The sequence below is a fragment of the Pseudomonas sp. UBA5568 genome (genome assembly GCF_002425525.1).
Lineage (GTDB): Bacteria > Pseudomonadota > Gammaproteobacteria > Pseudomonadales > Pseudomonadaceae > Aquipseudomonas > Aquipseudomonas fulva.
On record NZ_DIMK01000022.1, the window covers coordinates 47,141 to 69,606 of the forward strand.

General features: G+C 62.5%; 17 protein-coding genes. 13 read left to right on the forward strand and 4 right to left on the reverse strand.

What is annotated here, in order from left to right:
* Window positions 1-82 precede the first annotated feature (82 nt).
* Window positions 83-1,351, forward strand: a complete 1,269-nt coding sequence (locus tag B2S33_RS06875; RefSeq protein WP_023532374.1) for a malic enzyme-like NAD(P)-binding protein — start codon at window positions 83-85, stop codon at window positions 1,349-1,351.
* A 207-nt stretch (window positions 1,352-1,558) separates the two neighbouring features.
* On the opposite strand, the gene B2S33_RS06880 is transcribed toward B2S33_RS06875, so the two are convergent.
* Window positions 1,559-4,009 carry a penicillin-binding protein 1A gene (locus tag B2S33_RS06880; RefSeq protein WP_027913506.1) on the reverse strand — a complete coding sequence of 817 codons (2,451 nt, stop codon included), beginning with the start codon at window positions 4,007-4,009 and terminating at the stop codon, window positions 1,559-1,561.
* Between the two features lie 175 nt (window positions 4,010-4,184).
* On the opposite strand from B2S33_RS06880, the gene pilM reads away from it, so the two are divergent.
* The 11 genes from pilM to B2S33_RS06935 all read left to right on the forward strand — a co-directional run bounded on the left by pilM (window position 4,185) and on the right by B2S33_RS06935 (window position 19,205).
* A complete protein-coding gene (pilM, locus tag B2S33_RS06885; RefSeq protein WP_145278917.1) occupies window positions 4,185-5,066 on the forward strand; it encodes a type IV pilus biogenesis protein PilM in 882 nt (293 codons plus the stop codon).
* A complete protein-coding gene (locus B2S33_RS06890) occupies window positions 5,063-5,599 on the forward strand; it encodes a PilN domain-containing protein (RefSeq protein ID WP_110606387.1) in 537 nt (178 codons plus the stop codon). Before pilM ends, B2S33_RS06890 begins: the two co-directional genes overlap by 4 nt.
* Window positions 5,596-6,612: a pilus assembly protein PilP gene (locus B2S33_RS06895; protein WP_280077583.1), complete on the forward strand. Its 1,017-nt coding sequence runs from the start codon at window positions 5,596-5,598 to the stop codon at window positions 6,610-6,612. The genes B2S33_RS06890 and B2S33_RS06895 overlap by 4 nt, the downstream gene beginning before the upstream one ends.
* Complete coding sequence (locus B2S33_RS06900; protein ID WP_288650089.1) at window positions 6,536-7,801, forward strand: type IV pilus secretin PilQ; 1,266 nt, start codon at window positions 6,536-6,538, stop codon at window positions 7,799-7,801. The genes B2S33_RS06895 and B2S33_RS06900 overlap by 77 nt, the downstream gene beginning before the upstream one ends.
* Window positions 7,802-7,805: 4 nt before the next feature.
* Window positions 7,806-8,324, forward strand: coding sequence for a shikimate kinase AroK (gene aroK, locus B2S33_RS06905; protein ID WP_027913510.1), 519 nt, complete (start codon window positions 7,806-7,808; stop codon window positions 8,322-8,324).
* 99 nt (window positions 8,325-8,423) lie between these two features.
* The gene (gene aroB, locus B2S33_RS06910) at window positions 8,424-9,521 is read left to right on the forward strand and encodes a 3-dehydroquinate synthase (protein ID WP_110606388.1); all 1,098 of its coding nucleotides are present in this window, start codon (window positions 8,424-8,426) and stop codon (window positions 9,519-9,521) included.
* A 15-nt stretch (window positions 9,522-9,536) separates the two neighbouring features.
* Complete coding sequence (locus tag B2S33_RS06915; RefSeq protein ID WP_028686681.1) at window positions 9,537-11,126, forward strand: SPOR domain-containing protein; 1,590 nt, start codon at window positions 9,537-9,539, stop codon at window positions 11,124-11,126.
* Window positions 11,127-11,498: 372 nt separating this feature from the next.
* On the forward strand, window positions 11,499-15,944 hold the full coding sequence (gltB, locus tag B2S33_RS06920; RefSeq protein WP_027913513.1) for a glutamate synthase large subunit: 4,446 nt from the start codon (window positions 11,499-11,501) through the stop codon (window positions 15,942-15,944).
* A 121-nt stretch (window positions 15,945-16,065) separates the two neighbouring features.
* Window positions 16,066-17,484: an FAD-dependent oxidoreductase gene (locus B2S33_RS06925; RefSeq protein ID WP_288650090.1), complete on the forward strand. Its 1,419-nt coding sequence runs from the start codon at window positions 16,066-16,068 to the stop codon at window positions 17,482-17,484.
* Between the two features lie 175 nt (window positions 17,485-17,659).
* The gene (hemE, locus tag B2S33_RS06930) at window positions 17,660-18,724 is read left to right on the forward strand and encodes a uroporphyrinogen decarboxylase (RefSeq protein ID WP_111475144.1); all 1,065 of its coding nucleotides are present in this window, start codon (window positions 17,660-17,662) and stop codon (window positions 18,722-18,724) included.
* Between the two features lie 130 nt (window positions 18,725-18,854).
* Window positions 18,855-19,205 carry a YgiW/YdeI family stress tolerance OB fold protein gene (locus B2S33_RS06935; RefSeq protein ID WP_023532560.1) on the forward strand — a complete coding sequence of 117 codons (351 nt, stop codon included), beginning with the start codon at window positions 18,855-18,857 and terminating at the stop codon, window positions 19,203-19,205.
* A 73-nt stretch (window positions 19,206-19,278) separates the two neighbouring features.
* On the opposite strand, the gene B2S33_RS06940 is transcribed toward B2S33_RS06935, so the two are convergent.
* On the reverse strand, window positions 19,279-20,481 hold the full coding sequence (locus tag B2S33_RS06940) for an MFS transporter (protein ID WP_372237577.1): 1,203 nt from the start codon (window positions 20,479-20,481) through the stop codon (window positions 19,279-19,281).
* 156 nt (window positions 20,482-20,637) lie between these two features.
* On the opposite strand from B2S33_RS06940, the gene B2S33_RS06945 reads away from it, so the two are divergent.
* On the forward strand, window positions 20,638-21,531 hold the full coding sequence (locus B2S33_RS06945; RefSeq protein WP_027913517.1) for a LysR family transcriptional regulator: 894 nt from the start codon (window positions 20,638-20,640) through the stop codon (window positions 21,529-21,531).
* A gap of 27 nt (window positions 21,532-21,558) precedes the next feature.
* Here B2S33_RS06945 and B2S33_RS06950 read toward each other — a convergent pair whose 3' ends face one another.
* A complete protein-coding gene (locus B2S33_RS06950; protein WP_027913518.1) occupies window positions 21,559-22,005 on the reverse strand; it encodes a hypothetical protein in 447 nt (148 codons plus the stop codon).
* Between the two features lie 15 nt (window positions 22,006-22,020).
* A complete protein-coding gene (locus B2S33_RS06955) occupies window positions 22,021-22,452 on the reverse strand; it encodes a hypothetical protein (RefSeq protein WP_027913519.1) in 432 nt (143 codons plus the stop codon).
* Between the last annotated feature and the right edge of the window lie 14 nt (window positions 22,453-22,466).

The following is a 22,466-nucleotide window of genomic DNA, read 5'->3' on the forward strand; positions in this document are numbered from 1 at the left end:
GTGACCGGCCAGTCTTGTGACGGCTGGACTCTTTGCGTATCCTCGGCGGTCCGTCAGAACAGCCAATAGCGGAATGCCCAACATGTCAGACCTGAAAACCGCCGCTCTCGAATATCACGCTCATCCTCGCCCAGGGAAACTGAGCGTCGAGCTCTCCAAGCCCACCGCCACCGCCCGTGACCTCGCCCTGGCCTACAGCCCAGGTGTGGCAGAGCCTGTGCGCGAGATCGGTCGTGATCCGGAGCTGGCCTACAAGTACACCGGCAAAGGCAACCTGGTTGCAGTGATTTCCGATGGTACTGCCATTCTCGGTCTTGGCGATCTGGGTCCGCTGGCGTCCAAGCCTGTCATGGAAGGCAAGGGTGTTCTGTTCAAGCGTTTCGCCGGTATCGACGTGTTCGACATCGAAGTCGAGTCCGAGAGCCCGCAGGCCTTCATCGATACCGTGCGCCGTATTTCGATCACCTTCGGTGGCATCAACCTCGAAGACATCAAGGCGCCAGAGTGCTTCGAGATCGAACGCACCCTGATCGAGCAGTGCGACATTCCGGTTTTCCACGATGACCAGCACGGCACCGCCATCGTAACGGCCGCCGGTATGATCAACGCCTTGGAAATCGCCGGCAAAACCCTCGAAGACGCCAAGATCGTCTGCCTGGGCGCAGGTGCAGCGGCCATTTCCTGCATGAAGCTGCTGGTCAGCATGGGTGCGAAGGTCGAGAACATCTTCATGATCGACCGCAGCGGCGTCATCCACGCTGGCCGTGACGACCTGAACCAGTACAAGGCACAGTTCGCGCACGCCACCGACAAGCGTACGCTGGCCGATGCCCTTGAAGGCGCTGACGTGTTCGTGGGCCTGTCCGGTCCAAACCTGTTGAGCGCTGAAGGCTTGAAGTCGATGGCCGCCAACCCGATCGTGTTCGCCTGCTCGAACCCCGATCCTGAGATCGCCCCTGAGTTGGCACACGCCACGCGCGACGACGTGATCATGGCGACGGGTCGTTCCGACTATCCGAACCAGGTCAACAACGTGCTGGGCTTCCCGTTCATCTTCCGCGGCGCGCTGGACGTTCGAGCCAAGCGTATCAACGAAGAAATGAAGATCGCCGCTGCCATCGCGCTGAAAGACCTGGCCAAGCAGCCGGTTCCCAAGGAAGTATGCGAAGCCTACGGCGTGGACGGCCTGGAATTCGGTCGTGAGTACATCATTCCCAAGCCGCTGGATGCACGCCTGATTACTGTCGTCTCCGACGCCGTGGCCAAGGCTGCTATCGAGTCGGGCGTCGCTACGCTGCCGTACCCGAAGCATTACCCGCTCAAGAACGTTGATGACGTGTTCAACGGCTGATCGTCGTTCTGCACCAACAAACCCGGCTGTCATGGCCTGATGCTGTTTACGTAGGGCCGCGAAGCGGCCCAACGATATCAAGACAGTATCAAGCCATGACAGCCGGGTTTTTTCATGGCTGTAGAACAAAGGTGCAGCGGGAATTCGCCGGCATCGAGCCGTAATGCCAGGGCCGCCTTGCAGCCCTGTCAGGGTACCGGTCAGGTATCAGAAGAGATCCATTGGCGTTGCTTCATCGGCTGGAAGCGGGCTACCCGGTGCAGTCCCGTTACCCAGTTCGTCCACCGACGGTGGCGAGTCCTCTGCCTTGAACAGCTCGAAATAGGCATTGGGCGTGCTTGCCGAGGCAGCACGGCCACTGACGGGATCGACCCTCAGGCTCAGGATGCCTTCAGGCTGCGCGGGCGGGTGCTCAGGCCGGCCTTGGAGAGCCGGGCCCATGAAGCCCATCCAGATCGGCAGTGCGGCAGTGCCACCGTATTCCCGACGACCCAGGGTTTCGGGCTGATCGAAACCAACCCACACCGTGGTCACGTAATCGGCGTTGTAGCCCGAGAACCAGGCATCCTTCGATTCGTTGGTGGTACCGGTTTTGCCCGCAAGGTCGGTGCGTCCCAGTGCCAGCGCTCGGCGGCCCGTACCGCGTTTGATGACGTCCTGCAGCATGCTGGTGAGGATATAGGTGGTACGGCCGTCGATGATGCGCTCGGCCACTGCCGGGGCTTGTGGTGCGGGCGCCTGATCGAGCGAAGTGGAGGGCTCACCCGGCACTTGACCAGTGCTGATGGGCTGCTCGGGAGCGGCCAGCCCGGCATTGTCTTCCGAACCTTGAGGAACGCGTGGCGGATTGGCCGTGAACAGCGTCTCGCCATTGCGGCTCTCGATACGGTCGATCAGGTACGGCGAGATCTTGTAGCCGCCATTGGCGAACGTACTCCAGCCGGTGGCGATCTCCATCGGTGTCAGTGTGGCAGTACCCAGTGCCAGCGACAGGTTGCGTGGCAGGTCCTGCTTGTTGAAACCGAACTTGGCGATGTAGTCGATGGTGCGGTCGATGCCCATGGCCTGCAGCAGTCGGATCGAAACCAGGTTGCGCGACTTGTACAGGGCTTCGCGCATGCGAATCGGGCCGAGGAACGTATTGGTATCGTTCTTGGGGCGCCAGACCTTGTCCACCGATTCGTCGACGAACACGATGGGTGCGTCATTGACCAGGCTGGAGGCGGTGTAGCCGCTGTCGAGCGCTGCGCTGTAGATGAAAGGCTTGAAACTCGAACCGGGCTGGCGCTTGGCCTGCATGGCACGGTTATAGTTGCTCTGCTCGAACGAGAAACCGCCGACCAGTGCGCGGATGGCGCCGCTGGTAGGGTCCAGGGTGACGAGCGCGCTCTGGGCGCTGGGCACCTGGCTGAATTTGAACGACCCGTCATCCAGCCGCTGCAGGCGCACCAGGTCGCCGACTTGGGCAACGTCTGCCGGCGACTGGGGCGCACGGCCTTGGGCATTGGTGTTGATGAACGGACGCGCCCACTTCATCGTGTCCCAGGCTACGGTTTGTTCCTTGCCATTACGGGTCAACACCTGAAGGCCGGTCTTCTCGACGCGGGTAACGATTGCCGGTTCCAGCCCCCCCAGTGTGCGCTGCCTGGCCAGTTCGTGAGTCCAGGCTGCCACGGTGCGGCCTGGGAAGCGTGCCTCGGGGCCGCGGTAGCCATGGCGTTGGTCGTAGTCGGTCAACCCTTTGAGGACCGCCTTGTTGGCGATTTCCTGCGTGTCGCTAGGCACGGTGGTAGTCACACGCAAGCCTTCGGTGTAGGCGTCGCTGCCGTAGCGGCCGACCATTTCGGCACGGGCCATTTCGGCGACGAAGGGCGCATTCACCTCAGGGGTGGGCACGTGATAGCGGGCGTTCAGCGGCTCGGCCAGGGCGGCCTGGTAGCTTGCCTCGTCGATCTTGCCGAGCTTGTACATGCGGCCCAGGATCCAGTCACGGCGCTCCTTGGCGCGGACCGGGTTGGCCAGCGGGTTGAAGCGTGACGGCGCCTTTGGCAGGCCCGCGATCATCGCCATCTGCGCCAGGCTCACGTCACGGATCGACTTGCCGTAGTAAACCTGGGCGGCGGCATCAATGCCGTACGCACGGTTGCCCAGGTAGATCTTGTTCACGTACAGCTCGAGAATTTCGTCCTTGGTCAGCTCGCGCTCGATCTGCAGTGCCAGCAGGATCTCGTTGGTCTTGCGCGAGAAACTGCGTTCGCTGGTCAGGAAGAAGTTCTTCGCCACCTGCATGGTGATGGTGCTGCCGCCGGTCTGGATGTGTCCGGTCTTGACCAACTGTGTGGCCGCGCGCATCAGGCTGCTGGGGTCGACGCCATAGTGGTTGAGGAAATTGTCGTCCTCGGCCGACAGAAGTGCCTGAATGAACTGTGGCGGAATCTCCGAGAAGCGGATCGGGGAGCGGCGCATTTCGCCAAATTCCGCGATCAGCTTGCCGTCGCTGCTGAACACCTTGAGGGGGATCTGCAACTGGATGCTTCTGAGCGAATCGACCGAAGGCAGGTTGGGGCTAAGATACAGAAACGCGCCGCTCACACCGAGTACGAGCGCGCAGATGGCTGCGACGGAAGACCACCAGAAGAACTTAAGCAGACGTATCAAGGCTTTTCGGTGTCCAGGTTGTGAATGGGTTGCACGCAGGCCCGGCGGGCCGGAAAACGCCGGGCATTATAAGCATTTTTCGCCACGCCGGGGTTACCGCCCGGGCTGCTCGTCGTCTGGCGGCGGCCAGGTCCAGGGGGTGCCCCAGGCAGCATCGAGCGCAAGGGAGGCCGCGATGCTTGGACGCTTCAGCAAGGATGCCGGTTCATTTACAGGGATTGAAATCGTCGAGAATGCGGTGCGGGTGGTTCAGTTGCGCAAGCGCAAGCGGCGCTTTGAGGTGCTGTGCCAGGCACAGGAACCCTATCAGCAGCCAGCCGACACCACCTGGATGGTTCAGCCAGCACATGCTGCAGCGGCGCTGCGCCGTGCCTTCGAGCGTCACGGTGTATGCCCGCATCGAGTGGCCATGGCGTTGGCAGCCGACCAGGTGATTTGCAAGCCGTGCCGCGTGCCGCGTCAGGCGTGCGAGGAGCAGATCGAAGCGCAGTTGCTCGCCGAAGCCGAGCGGCTACTGCCTTTTGCGCTGGATGACCTGGCCATGGATTTCCATGTGCTGGGTCCCTGCTCTGATGAGCCGAACAGTGTCGACGTGATGGTGGCGGCTTGCCGGCAGAGCACGCTGGCACTGGTGCAATCGGTGGCGAGGCACGCGGGGCTGCAACTGGAAGCCGTCGAGGTCGATACGATTGCCCTTACCCGGCTGTTACCACCTGCCTGTTCGGATCAATCCGCCGTGTTGCGGATCGATCTGCAAAACATCGCCCTGCATCGCTGGCAGCGCCAAGGCGTCTGCCAACGATGGGCGTGGACGTCGACTGAACCCATGTTGTCGGGTGAGCTGCCAGAGCAGGTCGTCTTGGCGCTCGTGTCGAAGGGCCTGCCGGCGGACCTGTGGGTGTCCAGCGGCGCCTGCATGACCCCTCGGCAGCTGCACGCGATGAGCGAACGGCTCAACGTGCGTTGCCGGCCGTTACCCTCACCCGGCGGGCTCGAGTGTCTCGGTGGTCCCATGCTGCTTGCCAGCACGCTGGCGGCAGGTGGGTTACGGGCATGATCAGGTTCAACCTGCTTCCTTGGCGCGAGCGGCAGCGGCAAGCGGCCATTCGGCGCTTTCGCAACCAGCTGTTGGCAAGCGCCTTGGCGGCCCTGTGCGCCGTGACGATGGTCGATCAGCTGGCGCGTCAACGGGCCCAGTTGCAGACGACCGATAACAGGCAGCGTGCGGCGGCATTGGCGGCCCTGAATGAGCCGACAGCGTCGAGGGCGCAGCTGCAGGACCAGTACGCCACGTCGTCGAGTCAGCTTGCCCGGTTTGAGACGCTGCGCGCTGAACAGCGCATCCTGGAGGGGCTGTTCACGGACCTTGAGCGCGCCCTGCCGACCACTGTGCAGTTGTTGGGCCTGCAACTCGAAGCCAGCCACCTGCAGATTACGGGCCTCGCTCCCTCTGGCGCCGTGATCGCCCAGTTCATGCGGGACCTGGGTCGCTCTGGCATGTTGATCGACCTGCAACTCAAGCAGATCAAAAGCCTGCCCCGTGCCGATCAGTTCCTGCTGACGGCACGCGTCGCTGCGTCCTGGTCATGAAACTGCAGGCGCACTTGGATCGAGCGGCGCTGCTCGGGCAGTCCGTGCGGGCCAAGCGCATGGCGCCAGTGCTGCTGGCCGTTTGCCTGTTCGCCTTGGGCTGCGCGATACGCCTGCCCGCAGCGCTGCAGCAAATGGACCAGGAGCAGGCCAAGTCCCAGGCACTGGATGAGCAGCAATCGGCTTTGAATGGAGAACGCGCAACGCTCGACAGCCTGCGCGCCTCGGTGGCAGGGGCTGAGCAACGCCTGCAGGTGGCCCTGTGGAACATGGCCGCCGGCCAGGACATGAGCGACCTGGTGGACCACATCTCGGCGTTGGGCCGTGCCCACGGCTTGCTCATCGAGCTGCTGCGGGTGCAAGAGGCGCAACCCCATGGTGAGTACCAACAGGTGCCGCTGGAGCTGCGGGTCAAAGGCGAGTATGCCGGCGTGCGGCAATGGTTATTGGAGTGGCTTGGCCAAGCTCGGCTGCTGCGCACTGGCGACATGAGCCTGGAGCCTGTCGCCGGGCAGCCTGGCATGGTGCAGCTACGGCTGCAGGTCGATGCCTTTCAGGCAACTGTCCCGACGCTGCAACCACAGACAGTGGCCCAGCTGCCGGCAAGCGTGCCCGCGGCGGCACCACAGGTCGATCCGTTCAGGCCGCAGCAGGACCGGCTGCCTGATCGCGGGCTGGCAAGCGTGCCGCTGTCCCAGGTGCGCATGGTTGGCAGCCTGTCACGGGCACAGGCTAACGAAGCGCTGTTAATGGCGGCCGGTAAGGTTCATCGGGTGCGGCTGGGCGACCGGGTCGGGCGCGATCAAGGGGTCGTTACGCATATCGATTCGGTTCAAGTGGAAATCCGCGAACACTGGTTCATGGACGGTGCATGGCACGAGCGCGTTGCGTTTATCTCTATGGCAACACCTGTGGGCAAGGAGGCCCTGGTCCTGGATGAGCAAGACATGGAAATGGCTATTGGCAACCCTGCTGCTGCCGTTGACGGCAATGGCGGCCCCTTACCAGGGTGAGCGGCTGTCACTGAATTTTCAGGATGTCGAGGTACGCGCCGTGCTGCAGGTGCTTGCCGATCATGCCGGCATCAACCTGGTCGCCAGCGACGACGTACAAGGGAGCGTCACCTTACGATTGGAAGATGTGCCTTGGGATCAAGCGATCGACCTGGTATTGCGCAGCAAGGGCCTGGGTCGACGCCACGAAGGCAACGTGCTGCTGATCGCACCGCTTTCTACCCTGAGCGCGCAGTCGTTCGAGGGCACCTCGAACCCACTCGACACGCAATCACAACCCATGCGTCGGGAACTGATGCGTATTCACTACGCCAAGGCCGCCGATTTGTCCGAGCTGTTGCTGGCGAGCCTGTCTGAGGACGGTATTCTTGCCGGCAGGGGCAGCCTGGGCGTGGATGAGCGCACCAACACGCTGGTGGTCCACCAGCCGGCGAATCGACTCGCCGAGATTCGGCAACTGATCGCCCAATTGGATGTGCCCGTGCGTCAGGTAGCGATCGAGGCCCGTATCGTGGAGGCCAACGTCGACTACCAGAAAAGCCTGGGGGTGAGATGGGGCGGCGACCTGTACAGCGCCGCACCGAGAGCGGGCAAGGACCTGTTCGTTGACCTGGGCGTCGAGCGGGGCGGCAGCAGCCTTGGCGTGGGTCTGTTGCGCGGCGACGTGCTGCTTGACCTTGAGCTCAGTGCCATGGAAAAGAGCGGTGAGGGCGAGATCATCTCCCAGCCCAAGGTGGTGACCGCCGACAAGGAGACGGCGCGGATACTCAAAGGTACCGAGGTGCCTTACCAGCAGTCCAACAAGAACGGCGCGACAACCGTGTCGTTTCGCGAGGCCTCGCTTTCACTGGAGGTGACGCCGCAGATCACGCCGGATGACAGTGTCGTCATGACCGTGAGAGTGACCAAGGACGAACCTGACTACGTCAATGCCCTCAATGACGTCCCGCCCATTCGCAAGAACGAGGTCAATGCCAAGGTCAGGGTCGAGAACGGGCAGACTATCGTGATCGGTGGCGTCTACTCCACCACGCAAAACAATGTGGTGGACAAGGTGCCATTTTTTGGCGATCTGCCGTATGTTGGACGGCTGTTTCGACGCGATGTACTACAAGAGAAAAAATCCGAGCTGCTGGTCTTCCTGACTCCGCGTATCATGAGTGACCAGACGATTGCTGTGAGTCGTTGATTCTGTGCGAAATTTGATACTTGTGGGGCCCATGGGTGCTGGTAAAAGCACCATCGGGCGCCTATTGGCCAAAGAGCTGCGCCTGCCATTCAGGGATTCCGACAAGGAAATCGAACTGAGGTGCGGTGCCAACATTCCGTGGATCTTCGACAAGGAAGGCGAACCGGGTTTCCGTGACCGCGAGCAGGCCATGATTGCCGAATTGTGCAGCCTTGATGGCGTGGTCGTTGCCACCGGTGGCGGGGCGGTCATGCGCGAGGCCAATCGCCGCGCGCTGCACCAGGGCGGGCGGGTGATCTACCTGCATGCCTCGGTCGAGCAGCAGGTCGGCCGCACCGCTCGGGATCGCAACCGGCCATTGCTGCGTACCGCCAACCCGGAGGCGACCCTGCGCGCCTTGCTCGAAACCCGAGACCCGCTCTACCGTGAAATTGCCGACCTGGTGGTGCAAACCGACGAGCGGCCACCGCGAATGGTGGTGATCGACATTCTCGAGCGCCTGCAGCAGTTGCCGCCCCGTTAACCCGGGACTATTCTCGGCCTCCTGCGCCGAGGCGAGGCTCAACGATACCGCGTGGCTTGCCTGCCAAAGGCGCCGTGCACCAGCTCATTGTGGGGATACATGCAGACACTGAAGGTCGACCTGGGCGAGCGCAGCTACCCGATCTACATTGGCGAAGGCCTGCTGGACCAGCCTGAGTGGCTGACGCCGCATATCGCTGGCCGTCAGGTTGCCATCGTTTCCAACGAGACCGTGGCGCCGCTCTATCTGGAGCGCCTGAGCAAGACTCTGGGGGCTTACAGCGTACTGCCGGTGGTCCTGCCCGACGGTGAGGCCCACAAGAACTGGGAAACGTTGCAGCTGATCTTCGATGGCCTGCTGACGGCCCGCCACGATCGGCGCACCACCGTTGTAGCGCTCGGTGGTGGCGTGATCGGCGACATGGCCGGTTTTGCTGCGGCGTGCTATCAGCGCGGTGTGGATTTCATCCAGGTACCCACCACCCTGCTGTCGCAGGTGGATTCGTCGGTCGGCGGCAAGACCGGCATCAATCACCCACTGGGCAAGAACATGGTCGGGGCGTTCTACCAGCCCAACGCCGTGGTGATCGACACCACGACCCTCGGGACCCTGCCAGCGCGTGAGCTGTCTGCCGGGTTGGCCGAAGTCATCAAGTACGGTTTGATCTGTGACAAGCCTTTCATGGCCTGGCTCGAAGAAAATATGCCGGCGCTGCGCAGCCTCGACGCCGTCGCGTTGACCGAAGCCATCCGCCGCTCGTGCGCGGCGAAGGCAGCCGTCGTAGGGGCTGACGAGCGCGAGTCGGGTGTTCGCGCCACGCTCAACCTTGGCCATACCTTCGGCCATGCCATCGAAACCCATATGGGCTATGGCGTCTGGCTACATGGCGAAGCCGTGGCAGCAGGTACGGCCATGGCGCTGGAAATGTCCATGCGTCTGGGCTGGATCACGCAGGCCGAACGCGACCGCGGCATTGGCTTGCTGCTGGAGGCAGGCTTGCCGGTGGTGCCCCCGCAGGAAATGACCCCAGCGCATTTCATGGAACACATGGCGGTCGACAAGAAGGTGCTGGACGGCCGTCTGCGCCTGGTGCTGTTGCGCCAGCTAGGCGAGGCCGTGGTCACCGACGACTATCCCTATGAGATTCTCCAGGCCACGCTGTCGGCGGATTACCGCGCGATCGTGGCCCAGCTTTGAGGTTGTGACAGCGCAATGACCAGTTTGCACGCCGATGAGGCCTTTCTCGACCATTACCAACTGAGCCATGACCCGTTCGCACCGCGCGTACCGGGCTTCAAGTTCTTTCCCGCCCAGCGCAAGCCGGTTCTGGCGCAGCTGCACCACCTGGCTCGCTACAGCCACCTGATGCTGGTGGTCACCGGGCCTCTGGGCAGCGGCAAGACCTTGCTGCGCCAGGCGCTGGCGGCCAGCACCAACAAGCAGTCGGTGCAGAGCGTCGTGGTTTCGGCCCGCAGTGCCGGCGATGCTGCCAGTATCCTCGGCCAGATTGCGCAGTACCTGGATGTGGCCGAGCCGCAGGTCCAGAGCATCCTGTCCAAGATGGTGCAACTGGCCCTGACTGGCCAGGAAGTGTATCTGCTGGTGGACGATGCGGAACAACTGGACGAGTCGGCACTCCAAGCGTTGCTGGAATTGGCGGCAGGCGTTCCCGAAGGGCGTCCGCATGTATTCCTGTTCGGTGAGCCATCGCTGATCGCAGGGCTCGATGAGTTGAATATCGAGGAAGAACGCTTCCACATCATCGAACTTGCGCCGTACAGCGAGGAGGAAACCCGCGAGTATCTCGAACAGCGCCTGGTGGGTGCCGGCCGGGGTATCGAGGTGTTCAGCCGGGAGCAGATCGCCGATATCCATGAAAATGCCGATGGGTGGCCTGGCACTATCAACCAGGTTGCCCGTGACACTCTGATCGAAGCCATGATCGCCAGCCGCTCGACGGCAAAGCGACCAGCCATGGGGTTCAAGATGCCTAAAAAACACGTACTCGCGCTATCCGCCGTGGTCGTCGTCGCCGTGGCCGCGGCGGTGTTGATGCCCCGCAAGGGCGACAAGGCCCCTGAAGATGCACCCGCAGCCCAGGCCCAGTTGCCCCTTGGCGACGGCAATTCCAGCGCGGCAATCGAGTTCTCCGGCTCGTCCCAGCCCAAGCCCCTGCCGCTGGGCGGGCAGTCGCAACCGGTCATGCGTGAACCGTTGGCCCAGGCAGCAGGCATGGGCGAGGGCGAAGAAGGCAGCCCGGCGGGTGATACCGCGTTGCAACCGGGCAACCCGCCACCCACGGTAACCACCATCGCACCGCCACAGGGCGTGTCTGCTGGCCCAGCGCCGGCGCCTGCCCAGCCGGTGACCTCCACGCCCAAGCCGGTCACGCAACAGCCCAAGCAAACCACGCCGGCCAAGCCTGAGCCTGCACCTACCCAGGTGGCGGTGGCCAAGCCCGCGCCCAAGGTCGCCGAGAAAGCTGCTGAAAAACCAGCGTCAGGTGGCAGCGGCAACAGCAGCTGGTACACCGGTCAGAAGCCGGGCAACTACGTGGTGCAGATTCTGGGGACCAGCTCCGAAGCATCCGCCCAGGCCTTCGTGAAAGCCCAAGGTGGCGACTATCGCTACTTCCGCAAGTCCCTGCAGGGCAAACCGCTTTACGTGGTCACTTACGGTAACTTCGCCAACCGCGATGCAGCTGTGGCTGCCATCAAGAACTTGCCAGCGAAGGTCCAGGCTGGTAAACCTTGGCCACGTACCGTCGCCAGCGTCCAACAAGAGCTGGCTTCGGCCCGCTGATACCTTCCGGGCAGCACCACCCCGCTGCCCTGTAGCCAAGCGAATTCTGGTTTTCGTCTAGCCTGCTGCGCCTGAGCGCGGCAGGCTTTTCTGTCCCGGGCTGCCGGCCACAAGCCGCCCATGCAGTCCTGGCTGAATCGCTTCAGAGTCCAGCGAAGTTGCCACATGGTTGGCGGCATCAATAAATTCAAAAATGCGACATAAATTTTCAATGGTGAGACATGAAAATTTGTGAGTGTCGCTGTCGCTGTGCAACAATGGTTTTCCATGGCCACCGCAAAAAAGCTGGCGTTTGATCGGCGTGGATGGTAAGTGGTTGTTAAAAAAAGAGATTTGCCTCCGTTGAGGGGTGAACCTGGTGAGAATGTGTCTATGAAAACAGGTCTGTACCATCCCGAAGAATTCAAGGACAACTGTGGTTTCGGCCTGATCGCCCATATGACGGGCGAGCCCAGCCACCACCTTCTGCAAACCGCCATGCAGGCATTGACCTGCATGACGCACCGCGGCGGTATCAACGCCGACGGCAAGACCGGCGACGGTTGCGGGCTGTTGATGCAGAAGCCCGATCAGTTCCTGCGTGCCATGGCCCAGGAACATTTTGCCGTCGAACTGCCCAGGCAGTACGCCGTCGGCATGGTGTTCTTCAACCAGGATCCGATAAAGGCAGAAGCGGCCCGCGCCAACATGGACCGTGAAATCCGCGCGGCCGGCCTGCAACTGGTGGGCTGGCGCAAGGTGCCGATCGACACCAGCGTGCTGGGTCGCCTGGCCCTGGAACGCTTGCCGCAAATCGAGCAGGTGTTCATCGGCGGCGACGGCCTGAGCGACCAGGAATTGGCCATCAAGCTGTTCAGCGCCCGCCGCCGTTCGTCGGTAGCCAATGCCCATGACGCCGACCACTACATTTGCAGCTTCTCGCACAAGACCATCATCTACAAAGGCTTGATGATGCCGCGGGACCTGGCTGCGTTTTACCCGGACCTGAGCGACGAGCGCCTGCAAACCGCGATTTGCGTGTTCCACCAGCGCTTCTCCACCAACACCCTGCCGAAGTGGCCGCTGGCGCAGCCCTTCCGCTTCCTTGCCCATAACGGCGAAATCAATACCATCACAGGTAACCGCAACTGGGCCATGGCCCGGCGTACCAAGTTCGCCAATGACCAGATCCCCGATCTCGAGGAGCTAGGCCCGCTGGTCAACCGCGTCGGCTCAGACTCGTCGAGCATGGACAACATGCTCGAACTGATGGTGACCGGCGGTATCGATCTGTTCCGTGGCGTGCGCATGCTGGTGCCGCCAGCCTGGCAGAACGTCGAGACCATGGATGCCGACCTGCGCGCCTTCTATGAATACAACTCCATGCACATGGAACCCTGGGACGGCCCGGCCGGCATCGTGATGACCGAAGGTCGCCACGCAGTGTGCCTGCTCGATCGCAATGGGCTGCGTCCGGCGCGTTGGGTCACCACCACCAACGGCTACATCACCATTGCCTCGGAAATCGGGGTGTGGGGCTATCAGCCCGATGAAGTACTGGCCAAAGGCCGCGTCGGACCCGGGCAGATCCTGGCGGTGGACACCGAAACCGGACAGATCCTCGACACCGATGCCATCGATGACCGTCTCAAGTCCCGCCACCCGTACAAGCGCTGGCTGCGTCAGCACGCCACGCGGATTCAGGCGACCCTGACCGACGACCAGGGTGTGGCCAGCTACGACGCTGACCAGCTCAAGCAGTACATGAAGATGTTCCAGGTCACTTTCGAGGAGCGTGACCAAGTGCTGCGCCCCTTGGGTGAGCAGGGCCAGGAAGCGGTCGGTTCGATGGGGGACGACACGCCGATGGCCGTGCTGTCGCAGCGCGTGCGCTCGCCATACGATTTCTTCCGCCAGCAGTTCGCCCAGGTCACCAACCCGCCGATCGACCCGCTGCGCGAAGCGATCGTGATGTCGCTTGAGATCTGCCTGGGCGCCGAGCGCAACATTTTCCAGGAGTCGCCGGAGCATGCCTCGCGCGTCATCCTGAGCTCGCCCGTCATCTCGCCGGCCAAGTGGCGCTCGCTGATGAACCTGGAGCGTGACGGCTTCGAGCGCCAGCTGATCGACCTGAACTACGAAGAGGCCGTTGGGCTGGAAGCGGCTATCCGCAACATCGCCGACCAGGCAGAAGAAGCCGTGCGCGCGGGCAAGACGCAACTGGTACTCAGCGACCGCCACATCGCCCCTGGCAAGCTGCCGGTACATGCTTCGCTGGCCGTAGGTGCAGTGCATCACCGCTTGACCGAGCAAGGCCTGCGTTGCGACAGCAACATCCTGGTGGAAACCGCCACCGCCCGTGACCCGCACCACTTCGCCGTGCTGCTGGGCTTCGGGGCTTCGGCGGTGTACCCGTACCTGGCCTATGAAGTGCTGGCCGACCTGATCCGCACTGGCGAAGTGCTGGGCGATCTGGACGAGGTGTTCAAGTACTACCGCAAGGGCATCTCCAAAGGCCTGCTCAAGATCCTGTCGAAGATGGGCATCTCCACGGTCGCCTCCTACCGGGGCGCACAGTTGTTCGAAGCCATCGGCCTTGCCGAGGAAGTGGTCGGGCTGAGCTTCAAGGGTGTGTCGAGCCGTATCAAGGGTGCGCGCTTCGTCGATCTGGAAAGTGACCAGAAGCTGTTGGCTGCCGAGGCCTGGAGCGTACGCAAGCCGATTCAGCAAGGTGGCTTGCTGAAGTTCGTCCATGGTGGCGAATACCACGCCTACAACCCCGACGTGGTCAACACCCTGCAGGCCGCCGTGCAGCAGGGCGACTTCGCCAAGTTCAAGGAGTACACCACGCTGGTCGATCAGCGCCCGGTGTCGATGATCCGCGACCTGTTGAAGGTCAAAGTGGCTGACCAGCCGTTGCCGCTGGAGCAGATCGAACCGCTCGACGCCATCCTCAAGCGCTTCGACTCTGCCGGTATCTCGCTGGGTGCGCTGTCTCCAGAAGCTCACGAAGCCTTGGCCGAGGCGATGAACCGCCTGGGCGCGCGCTCCAACTCCGGCGAAGGCGGAGAAGACCCGGCGCGCTATGGCACCCTCAAGAGTTCCAAGATCAAGCAGGTGGCAACCGGCCGCTTTGGCGTGACCCCTGAATACCTGGTCAATGCCGAAGTCTTGCAGATCAAGGTGGCCCAGGGCGCCAAGCCCGGCGAGGGCGGCCAACTGCCCGGCGGCAAGGTCAACGGCCTGATCGCCAAGCTGCGCTACGCCGTACCGGGCGTGACGCTGATCTCGCCTCCACCGCACCACGACATCTACTCGATCGAAGACTTGGCGCAGCTGATCTATGACCTCAAGCAGGTCAATCCGCAGGCGCTGGTTTCGGTCAAGCTGGTGGCCGAGGCGGGTGTCGGCACCATCGCCGCTGGCGTGGCCAAGGCCTATGCCGACCTCATCACCATCTCGGGCTACGACGGCGGCACGGGTGCGTCGCCACTGACCTCGATCAAGTATGCGGGCGCGCCATGGGAACTGGGCCTGGCCGAGACTCATCAGACCCTGCGTGGCAACGATTTACGCGGCAAGGTGCGGGTGCAGACCGACGGCGGCCTGAAAACCGGCCTGGACGTCATCAAGGCGGCCATCCTGGGGGCCGAGAGCTTCGGCTTCGGCACTGCGCCAATGATCGCGCTGGGTTGCAAGTACCTGCGTATCTGTCACCTGAACAACTGCGCAACCGGCGTGGCTACCCAGAACGACAAGCTGCGCAAGGATCACTACATCGGCACGGTCGACATGGTCGTCAACTTCTTTACCTTCGTTGCCGAGGAAACCCGTGAGTGGCTGGCAAGGCTAGGCGTACGCAGCCTTGGGGAGCTGATCGGGCGCACCGACCTGCTCGAAGTGCTGCCGGGCGACACCGAGCGTCAGCACCACCTGGACCTGACCCCGCTGTTGGGCAGCTCGCACATTGCGGCCGACAAGCCGCAGTTCTGTGAGGTGGACAGGAACCCGCCTTTCGACAAGGGCGAGCTTGCCGAGAAGATGGTCGAAATGGCCATGCCGGCGGTGCGTGACCAGGCCGGTGGCGAGTTCGCGCTCGACATCTGCAACTGCGACCGTTCCATCGGTGCGCGTGTGTCCGGTGAGATCGCGCGGTTGTACGGCAACCAGGGCATGGCCGGTACGCCGATCACGTTCCGTTTCAAAGGCACCGCAGGCCAGAGCTTCGGCGTCTGGAACGCCGGTGGCCTGAACCTGTACCTCGAGGGTGATGCCAACGACTACGTCGGCAAAGGCATGACCGGTGGCAAGGTCACCATAGTGCCGCCGGCCGGCAGCCCGTTCGAAACCCAGCACAGCGCAATCGTCGGCAACACCTGCCTGTACGGCGCCACCGGTGGCAGGCTGTTCGCTGCCGGTACGGCGGGCGAGCGCTTCGCTGTTCGCAACTCTGGTGCCCACGCCGTGGTAGAGGGCACTGGTGATCACTGCTGTGAGTACATGACCGGCGGCTTCGTCTGCGTCCTGGGCAAGACCGGCTACAACTTCGGCTCTGGCATGACGGGCGGCTTCGCCTACGTGCTCGACATGGACAACAGCTTCGTCGACAAGCTCAACCACGAACTGGTGGAAATCCAGCGCATCAGTGGTGAAGCGATGGAGGCTTACCGCAGCCACCTGGCGCGGGTTCTTGCCGAGTATGTGGATGAAACCGGCAGCGAGTGGGGGCGCGAACTCTCCGAAAACCTGGACGACTACGTACGACGTTTCTGGTTGGTCAAGCCCAAGGCCGCCAACCTCAAGCAACTGCTGTCCAGCACCCGCGCCAACCCGCAGTAAACAGCTGCACGTGACCAACCCTGGGCGCTCGACCGGAGCAGCCCAGGGTTTGCCCGGCTCAAGTGATCGTCTTGCGGCTTGCAGCGTGTAGCGTGCGGCTGCTGTTAAGAGGTTTTGAAAAATGGCTGAACGTCTGAACAACGACTTCCAGTTCATCGAAGTGGGCCGCAAGGACCCGAAGAAAAAATTGCTGCGCCAGCGCAAGAAAGAGTTCGTGGAAATCTACGAACCCTTCAAGCCGCAGCAGTCCGTTGAACAGGCGCACCGTTGCCTGGGCTGCGGTAACCCGTATTGCGAGTGGAAGTGCCCTGTGCACAACTTCATCCCCAACTGGTTGAAGCTGGTGTCCGAGGGCAACATCCTGGCGGCCGCCGAGCTGTCGCACCAGACCAACACCTTGCCCGAAGTCTGTGGGCGCGTATGCCCACAGGACCGTCTGTGTGAAGGCGCCTGCACCCTGAACGACGGTTTCGGCGCCGTGACCATCGGCTCGGTGGAGAAGTACATCACCGACACGGCCTTCGCCATGGGCTGGCGCCCGGACATGTCCAAGGTCAAGCCTACCGGCAAGCGCGTGGCCATCATCGGTGCCGGCCCGGCTGGTCTGGGCTGCGCAGACGTGCTGGTGCGCGCTGGCGTGACGCCCGTGGTGTTCGACAAGAATCCTGAAATCGGCGGCTTGCTGACCTTCGGTATCCCTGAGTTCAAGCTCGAAAAGAGCGTGCTCAGCAATCGCCGCGAAGTCTTCACCGGCATGGGTATCGAGTTCCGCCTCAACACTGACGTGGGCACGGACGTGACCATGGAACAGTTGCTGGCCGAGTACGACGCGGTCTTCATGGGTATGGGTACCTATACCTACATGAAAGGCGGCTTCCCTGGCGAAGACCTGCCAGGGGTGCACGATGCCCTCGATTTCCTGATCGCCAACGTCAACCGCAACCTGGGCTTCGAGAAGTCGCCTGAAGATTTCATCGACATGAAGGGCAAGAAAGTCGTGGTCCTGGGCGGTGGCGACACGGCCATGGACTGCAACCGTACCTCGATTCGCCAGGGTGCCCAGACGGTGACCTGTGCCTACCGCCGCGACGAAGCCAACATGCCGGGTTCGCGCAAGGAAGTGAAGAACGCCAAGGAAGAAGGGGTGAAGTTCCTCTACAACCGCCAGCCCATCGCCATCGTTGGCGAGGACAAGGTGGAGGGCGTGAAGGTGGTCGAGACCCGTCTGGGCGAGCCTGATGCGCGCGGGCGCCGCAGCCCGGAGCCAATCCCGGGTTCTGAAGAGATCCTGCCGGCCGATGCGGTGGTGATCGCGTTCGGCTTCCGCCCCAGCCCTGCCTCCTGGTTCGAGCAGCACGATATCCAGCTCGACAGCCAGGGCCGTGTCGTGGCGCCGGAGAAGAGCAGGTTCAAGCATCAGACCAGCAACCCGAAAGTGTTCGCCGGTGGCGACATGGTGCGCGGGTCGGACCTGGTCGTGACCGCGATTTTCGAAGGGCGTACCGCTGCAGAAGGCATTCTGGACTACCTGGAAGTCTAAGCGCCCTGGCAGGTAAGGTGGGGTCGCTGGGCGGCCTCATTTGCCTGGGGCAGACGCCCGGGCTTGCCCGGGAATGCTTGACCTGAAGCACGCAAAAAACAAAACGCATGGCCCCGACCGTGCCTTTTGTGTCGGTGTCTGAGAAAATGCCCCCACTATTTTTCCGGATGCCGACATGACTGCCCTGAAGAACGACCGTTTCCTGCGTGCTCTGCTCAAGCAACCCGTTGACGTCACCCCGGTATGGATGATGCGCCAGGCCGGCCGCTATCTTCCGGAGTACCGCGCCAGCCGCGCCAAGGCCGGCGACTTCATGAGCCTGTGCAAGAACCCGCAGTTCGCCTGCGAAGTGACCCTGCAGCCGCTGGACCGTTACCCGCTGGATGCGGCGATCCTGTTCTCGGACATCCTCACCATCCCGGACGCCATGGGCCTGGGCCTGTATTTCGAAACCGGTGAAGGTCCGCGTTTCCGGAAGGTGGTCAGCACCCCGGCCGACATCGAGGCGCTGCCTGTTCCCGACGCGCAGAAAGACCTGGGCTATGTGATGGACGCGGTCAGTACCATCCGCCGCGAACTCAATGGCCGCGTGCCGCTGATCGGCTTCTCCGGCAGCCCCTGGACCCTGGCCACCTACATGGTCGAAGGCGGCTCCTCCAAGGATTTCCGCAAGACCAAGGCCATGGCCTACGACAACCCACAGGCACTGCACCTGTTGCTGGACAAACTGGCGCAGTCGGTAACCACGTACCTCAATGGGCAGATCCTGGCCGGAGCCCAGGCCGTGCAGATCTTCGATACCTGGGGCGGCAACCTGTCGTCGGCGGCCTATCAGGAATTCTCCCTGGCCTATATGCGCAAAATCGTCAGCGGCCTGATTCGCGAACATGACGGGCGCAAAGTCCCCGTCATCCTGTTCACCAAGAACGGTGGCCTGTGGCTGGAAAGCATTGCCGATGCCGGGGCCGATGCCCTGGGGCTGGACTGGACCTGCGACATCGGCGATGCCCGTCGCCGGGTAGGTGACAAGGTCGCCTTGCAGGGCAATATGGACCCGACCGTCCTGTATGCCCGGCCGCAGGCCATTCGTGCGGAAGTGGCGCGCATCCTGGCCAGCTACGGCCATGGCAGCGGCCATGTGTTCAACCTGGGCCACGGCATCACGCCGGAGGTCGACCCTGAAAACGCGGGCGCCTTCATCAATGCCGTGCACGAGCTGTCGGCGCAGTATCACCAGTGAACCGGTTGTGACAGCGCATTACGCTGCATGGCCCGACTGGGGCTGAATGCAGCGAGGCTGTCGCATTAAGTTTCAATTCAGCGGTGCTCGCTAGGCTGGTCCTACTCCAACACAGATAGGACCCGCCCCCATGAAAGCACGCTATCTTGCCCTGATCCTTGCCCCCCTGTTCAGCACCGCTGCATTGGCTTCAGGTGGCTACACCGGCCCTGGCGCGCAGTCGATTTCCACCGTGGCCGCTGCCAGCGAGGCCGCAGACGATACCCCGGTGGTCTTGCAGGGCTACGTAACCCGCAAGCTCGACAACGATGACAAATACGAATTCAAGGACAGCACCGGCACCATCACGGTCGAGATCGATGACGAGGATCTGCCAGCCACGCCATTCAATGACAAGACCAAGGTCAAGCTCACTGGTGAAGTCGAGAAACACTTGATGAGCCGCGAGGTGGACGTGGACCGTGTCGAGATCATCAACTGATCCAGCACTCCTGTCGCAGGCAGGCCGGTTCTTGGCGAGTCCACCGCGCCGTGAACCGGCCTGCCCCCAGCCTTCAGGCGGCCTTTGGCGCCAAGGTGCTCAGGCGCAACGCCACCATCAGGGCCACCGCCAGCAAGCTCCCAATGAACAGGCCAATACCATTCCAGCCCCAATGATGCCAGAACACCCCGCCCGCCGTGCCCGCCACGCTTGAACCGGCGTAATAGCAGAACAGATACAGCGAAGAGGCCTGGCCCTTGGCTTTCAGCGCCCGGCGCCCGATCCAGCTGCTGGCCACCGAGTGAGCCCCGAAGAAGCCGAAGGTGAAGACGAGCATGCCCAGGATGATCAGTGACAGCGGCTGGGTCAGGGTCATGAGCAAGCCGCCGCCCATGACCACGATGCTGGCCCAGAACACCTTGCGCCGTCCCAGCCTGTCAGCCAGTGCGCCCACCTGGGCCGAACTGTAGATGCCGGACAGGTAGACGACCGACAGCAAACCCACCAGGGCTTGGTTCATGTGATAAGGCTCGGCCAGCAAGCGGTAGCCGATGTAGTTGAACAGGGTGACGAAGGCGCCCATGAGCAGGAAGGCTTCGAGAAACAGCCAGGGCAAGCCGGCGTCCTTGAAGTGCATGAGGAACCCGTTGACCAGCGTGCGTGGGTTCAGGGTCTGGGGCTGGAAGTTGCGCGACTCGGGCAATGCCTTCCAGAACACGATCGCCGCCAGCAGCGCCAGGCTTCCCAAGGTGAGCAGTGCCGCGTGCCAGCTGACGAAATCGATCAGCACGCCAGTGATCAGGCGTCCGCACATGCCGCCGATGGCATTGCCGCCGATGTACAGGCCCATGGCCAGGCCGATGTGCTGTGGGTGGATTTCTTCACTGAGGTAGGTCATGGCCACCGCCGCCAGCCCGCTCAACGACAACCCGACCAGTGCCCGGGTTGCCAGGACCAGCTCCCAGGTCGGCATCACCGCGCTGGCTATCGTGGACAAGGCCGCGCAGCCCAGCGCCGCCACCATCACCGGCTTACGGCCGATGCGGTCGGAAATCGGGCCTGTGACCAGCAGACCGAGCGCCAGCATGCCGGTCGAAACCGAAAGCACCAGGCTGCTCTGTGCAGCGTTGATGCCGAACTCCTTCGACAGCAAGGGCATCATCGGTTGGACGCAGTAAAGCAGGGCAAAGGTAGCGAAGCCGCCGCTGAACAGCGCCAGCACCGTTCTCATGAAGGCCGGCGTGCCTTTTTCGATCCAGGCGTCGTTCGAGGTCATGGGCTCGGGTTCGGGTTTGGTCGCTACAAGGGCTACAGCGGTTTTCACAGGCAAGTACCTCAGAGGCAGTGAAAAAATCATATAGCTGGCTAATAATTAGGTCCAATATATTGTTCGACCTAATTAAGACGTTTCACGACCTATGAGGGGTGGGTGATGGAGCTGCGCCATTTACGCTATTTCGTCGCGGTTGCCGAAGAATTGCACTTCGGCCGGGCGGCTCAGCACCTGGGCATTTCGCAGCCGCCGCTTAGCCAGCAGATTCTGGCGCTCGAGCAAGAACTCGGGGCGCGGCTGTTCGAGCGGACCAACCGCCGTGTCGAGCTCAGCGAGGCCGGGCGACTGTTTCTGGAAGAGGCTCGCCAGGTGTTGGCGCAGGTCGAAAAGGCCGCCGATGTCGCCCGGCGCGCACAGTTGGGCGAACTGGGTGAGATGAAGATCGGCTTCACCTCCTCGGCACCGTTCACATCGAAAATTCCCAAGGCGATTCATGCATTCCGGCAGCGCTTTCCTGCCGTGCACCTGAACCTCATGGAAATGAGCAGCCGCGAAGTGGCGCAGGGCGTATTCGACGAGTCCATCGAAGTGGGGCTAATGCGGCCCATGCCGCTGGCAGACGGCCTGGTGGCGACCGAGCTGTTTCGTGAGCCCTTGGTGGCAGTGATCAACGCCTCTCATGCGCTGGCCAACGGCGCCGAACAGGGTGTGCACCTGGCAGCGTTGGCCCACGAGCCCTTCGTGTTCTTTCCGCGTAGCTACGGCAGTGGTTTGTACGCGCAGTTACTGGAGCTGGCGCGCCAGGCGGGTTTCAGTCCCCACTTTGCGCAGGAGGCAGGGGAGGCCATGACCATCATCGGCCTGGTGTCGGCGGGGCTTGGGGTGTCGGTGCTGCCGGCGTCCTATCAGCGCATGCGCATTGAGGGCGTGGTGTATCGCACCTTGCTGGACGAGCAGGCCACCTCGGCGGTCTGGCTGGTACAGCGCCAGTCCCGCAGGTCAGCGATGGCTCAGGCGTTTGCCGAGCTGCTCACCGGGCAGGTTCAGGGGTGAAACCTGACCGTTGAGCAGAGCGGATCATCAGTTGACGCGGGCCAGGTCACCCTTGAGCGCAACACCGGCAATCACTGCACCGGCGTGGCATTCGTAAGTGGAAGCGTCCTTGCGTTCGTTGCGCTTGTAGTAGCTGGCGATGTTCGTCACCGCATTGGCGTTGGCCTTGCGGGCAGCGTCCTGCAAGGTCAGCAACGCGGACTGCAGGGCCCACTCGCAGGCAGCCTCGTCACTCTTGTTGAAGGCGTTGGTTTTCTTGTTGGTGACCGAGTTGGGGCTGATCACGGTGACCTTGCCGCGCGGCTTTACGCCGGCCAGGTAGAATTTGACCGAGCCATCGAGCTTCTTCTCGGCAAGCATCTGCTGCACCACCTTTTCGAACGGCAGGTACAACGCCGTGTCGCGGGCCTGGCTCAGGCCGGGCAGGGCAGCCAGCAGCAGGGCGGTAGCGGCGGTCAGGGTTTTCAAGCGCATCGGGTTCTTCCTTGGTCAGTGGTTGGATGAGGCGTTGCTGCGTTGCAGAAGCTGATCGGCGGACAGTGCGTTGAGCTGGCGCACGATGCTGCGGTCCAGGTTGTAGACCCAGCGGTTGTAGTTACGGTGGATCTTGCCGCCGTCATACCCCAGTTCGCGGCTGTCGCGATAATCGATGCGGAACTGGCTGGCGCTGTAGTGGATGTCCACGGCGGCGTAGAAGGTATTGCGCACGGTGATGTCAGCCTGAATGACCGAAGCGCCGACCGACCGGGCCGTCCAGCCACGCTCGACGATGGCCTTGAGGATCGCCTGCTGGACCTGCTGCTGGGTGTAAGGGGTGGCAGCAGCCAATTGTTCCGAGGGGTTGAGCACCGGTTTGGAGGTACAGCCGGCAATGCCGGCCAGTACCAGCCCTAGTGCAGCGGCGCGTAGCAGTGAGGACATTCCTTGCGCTCCTA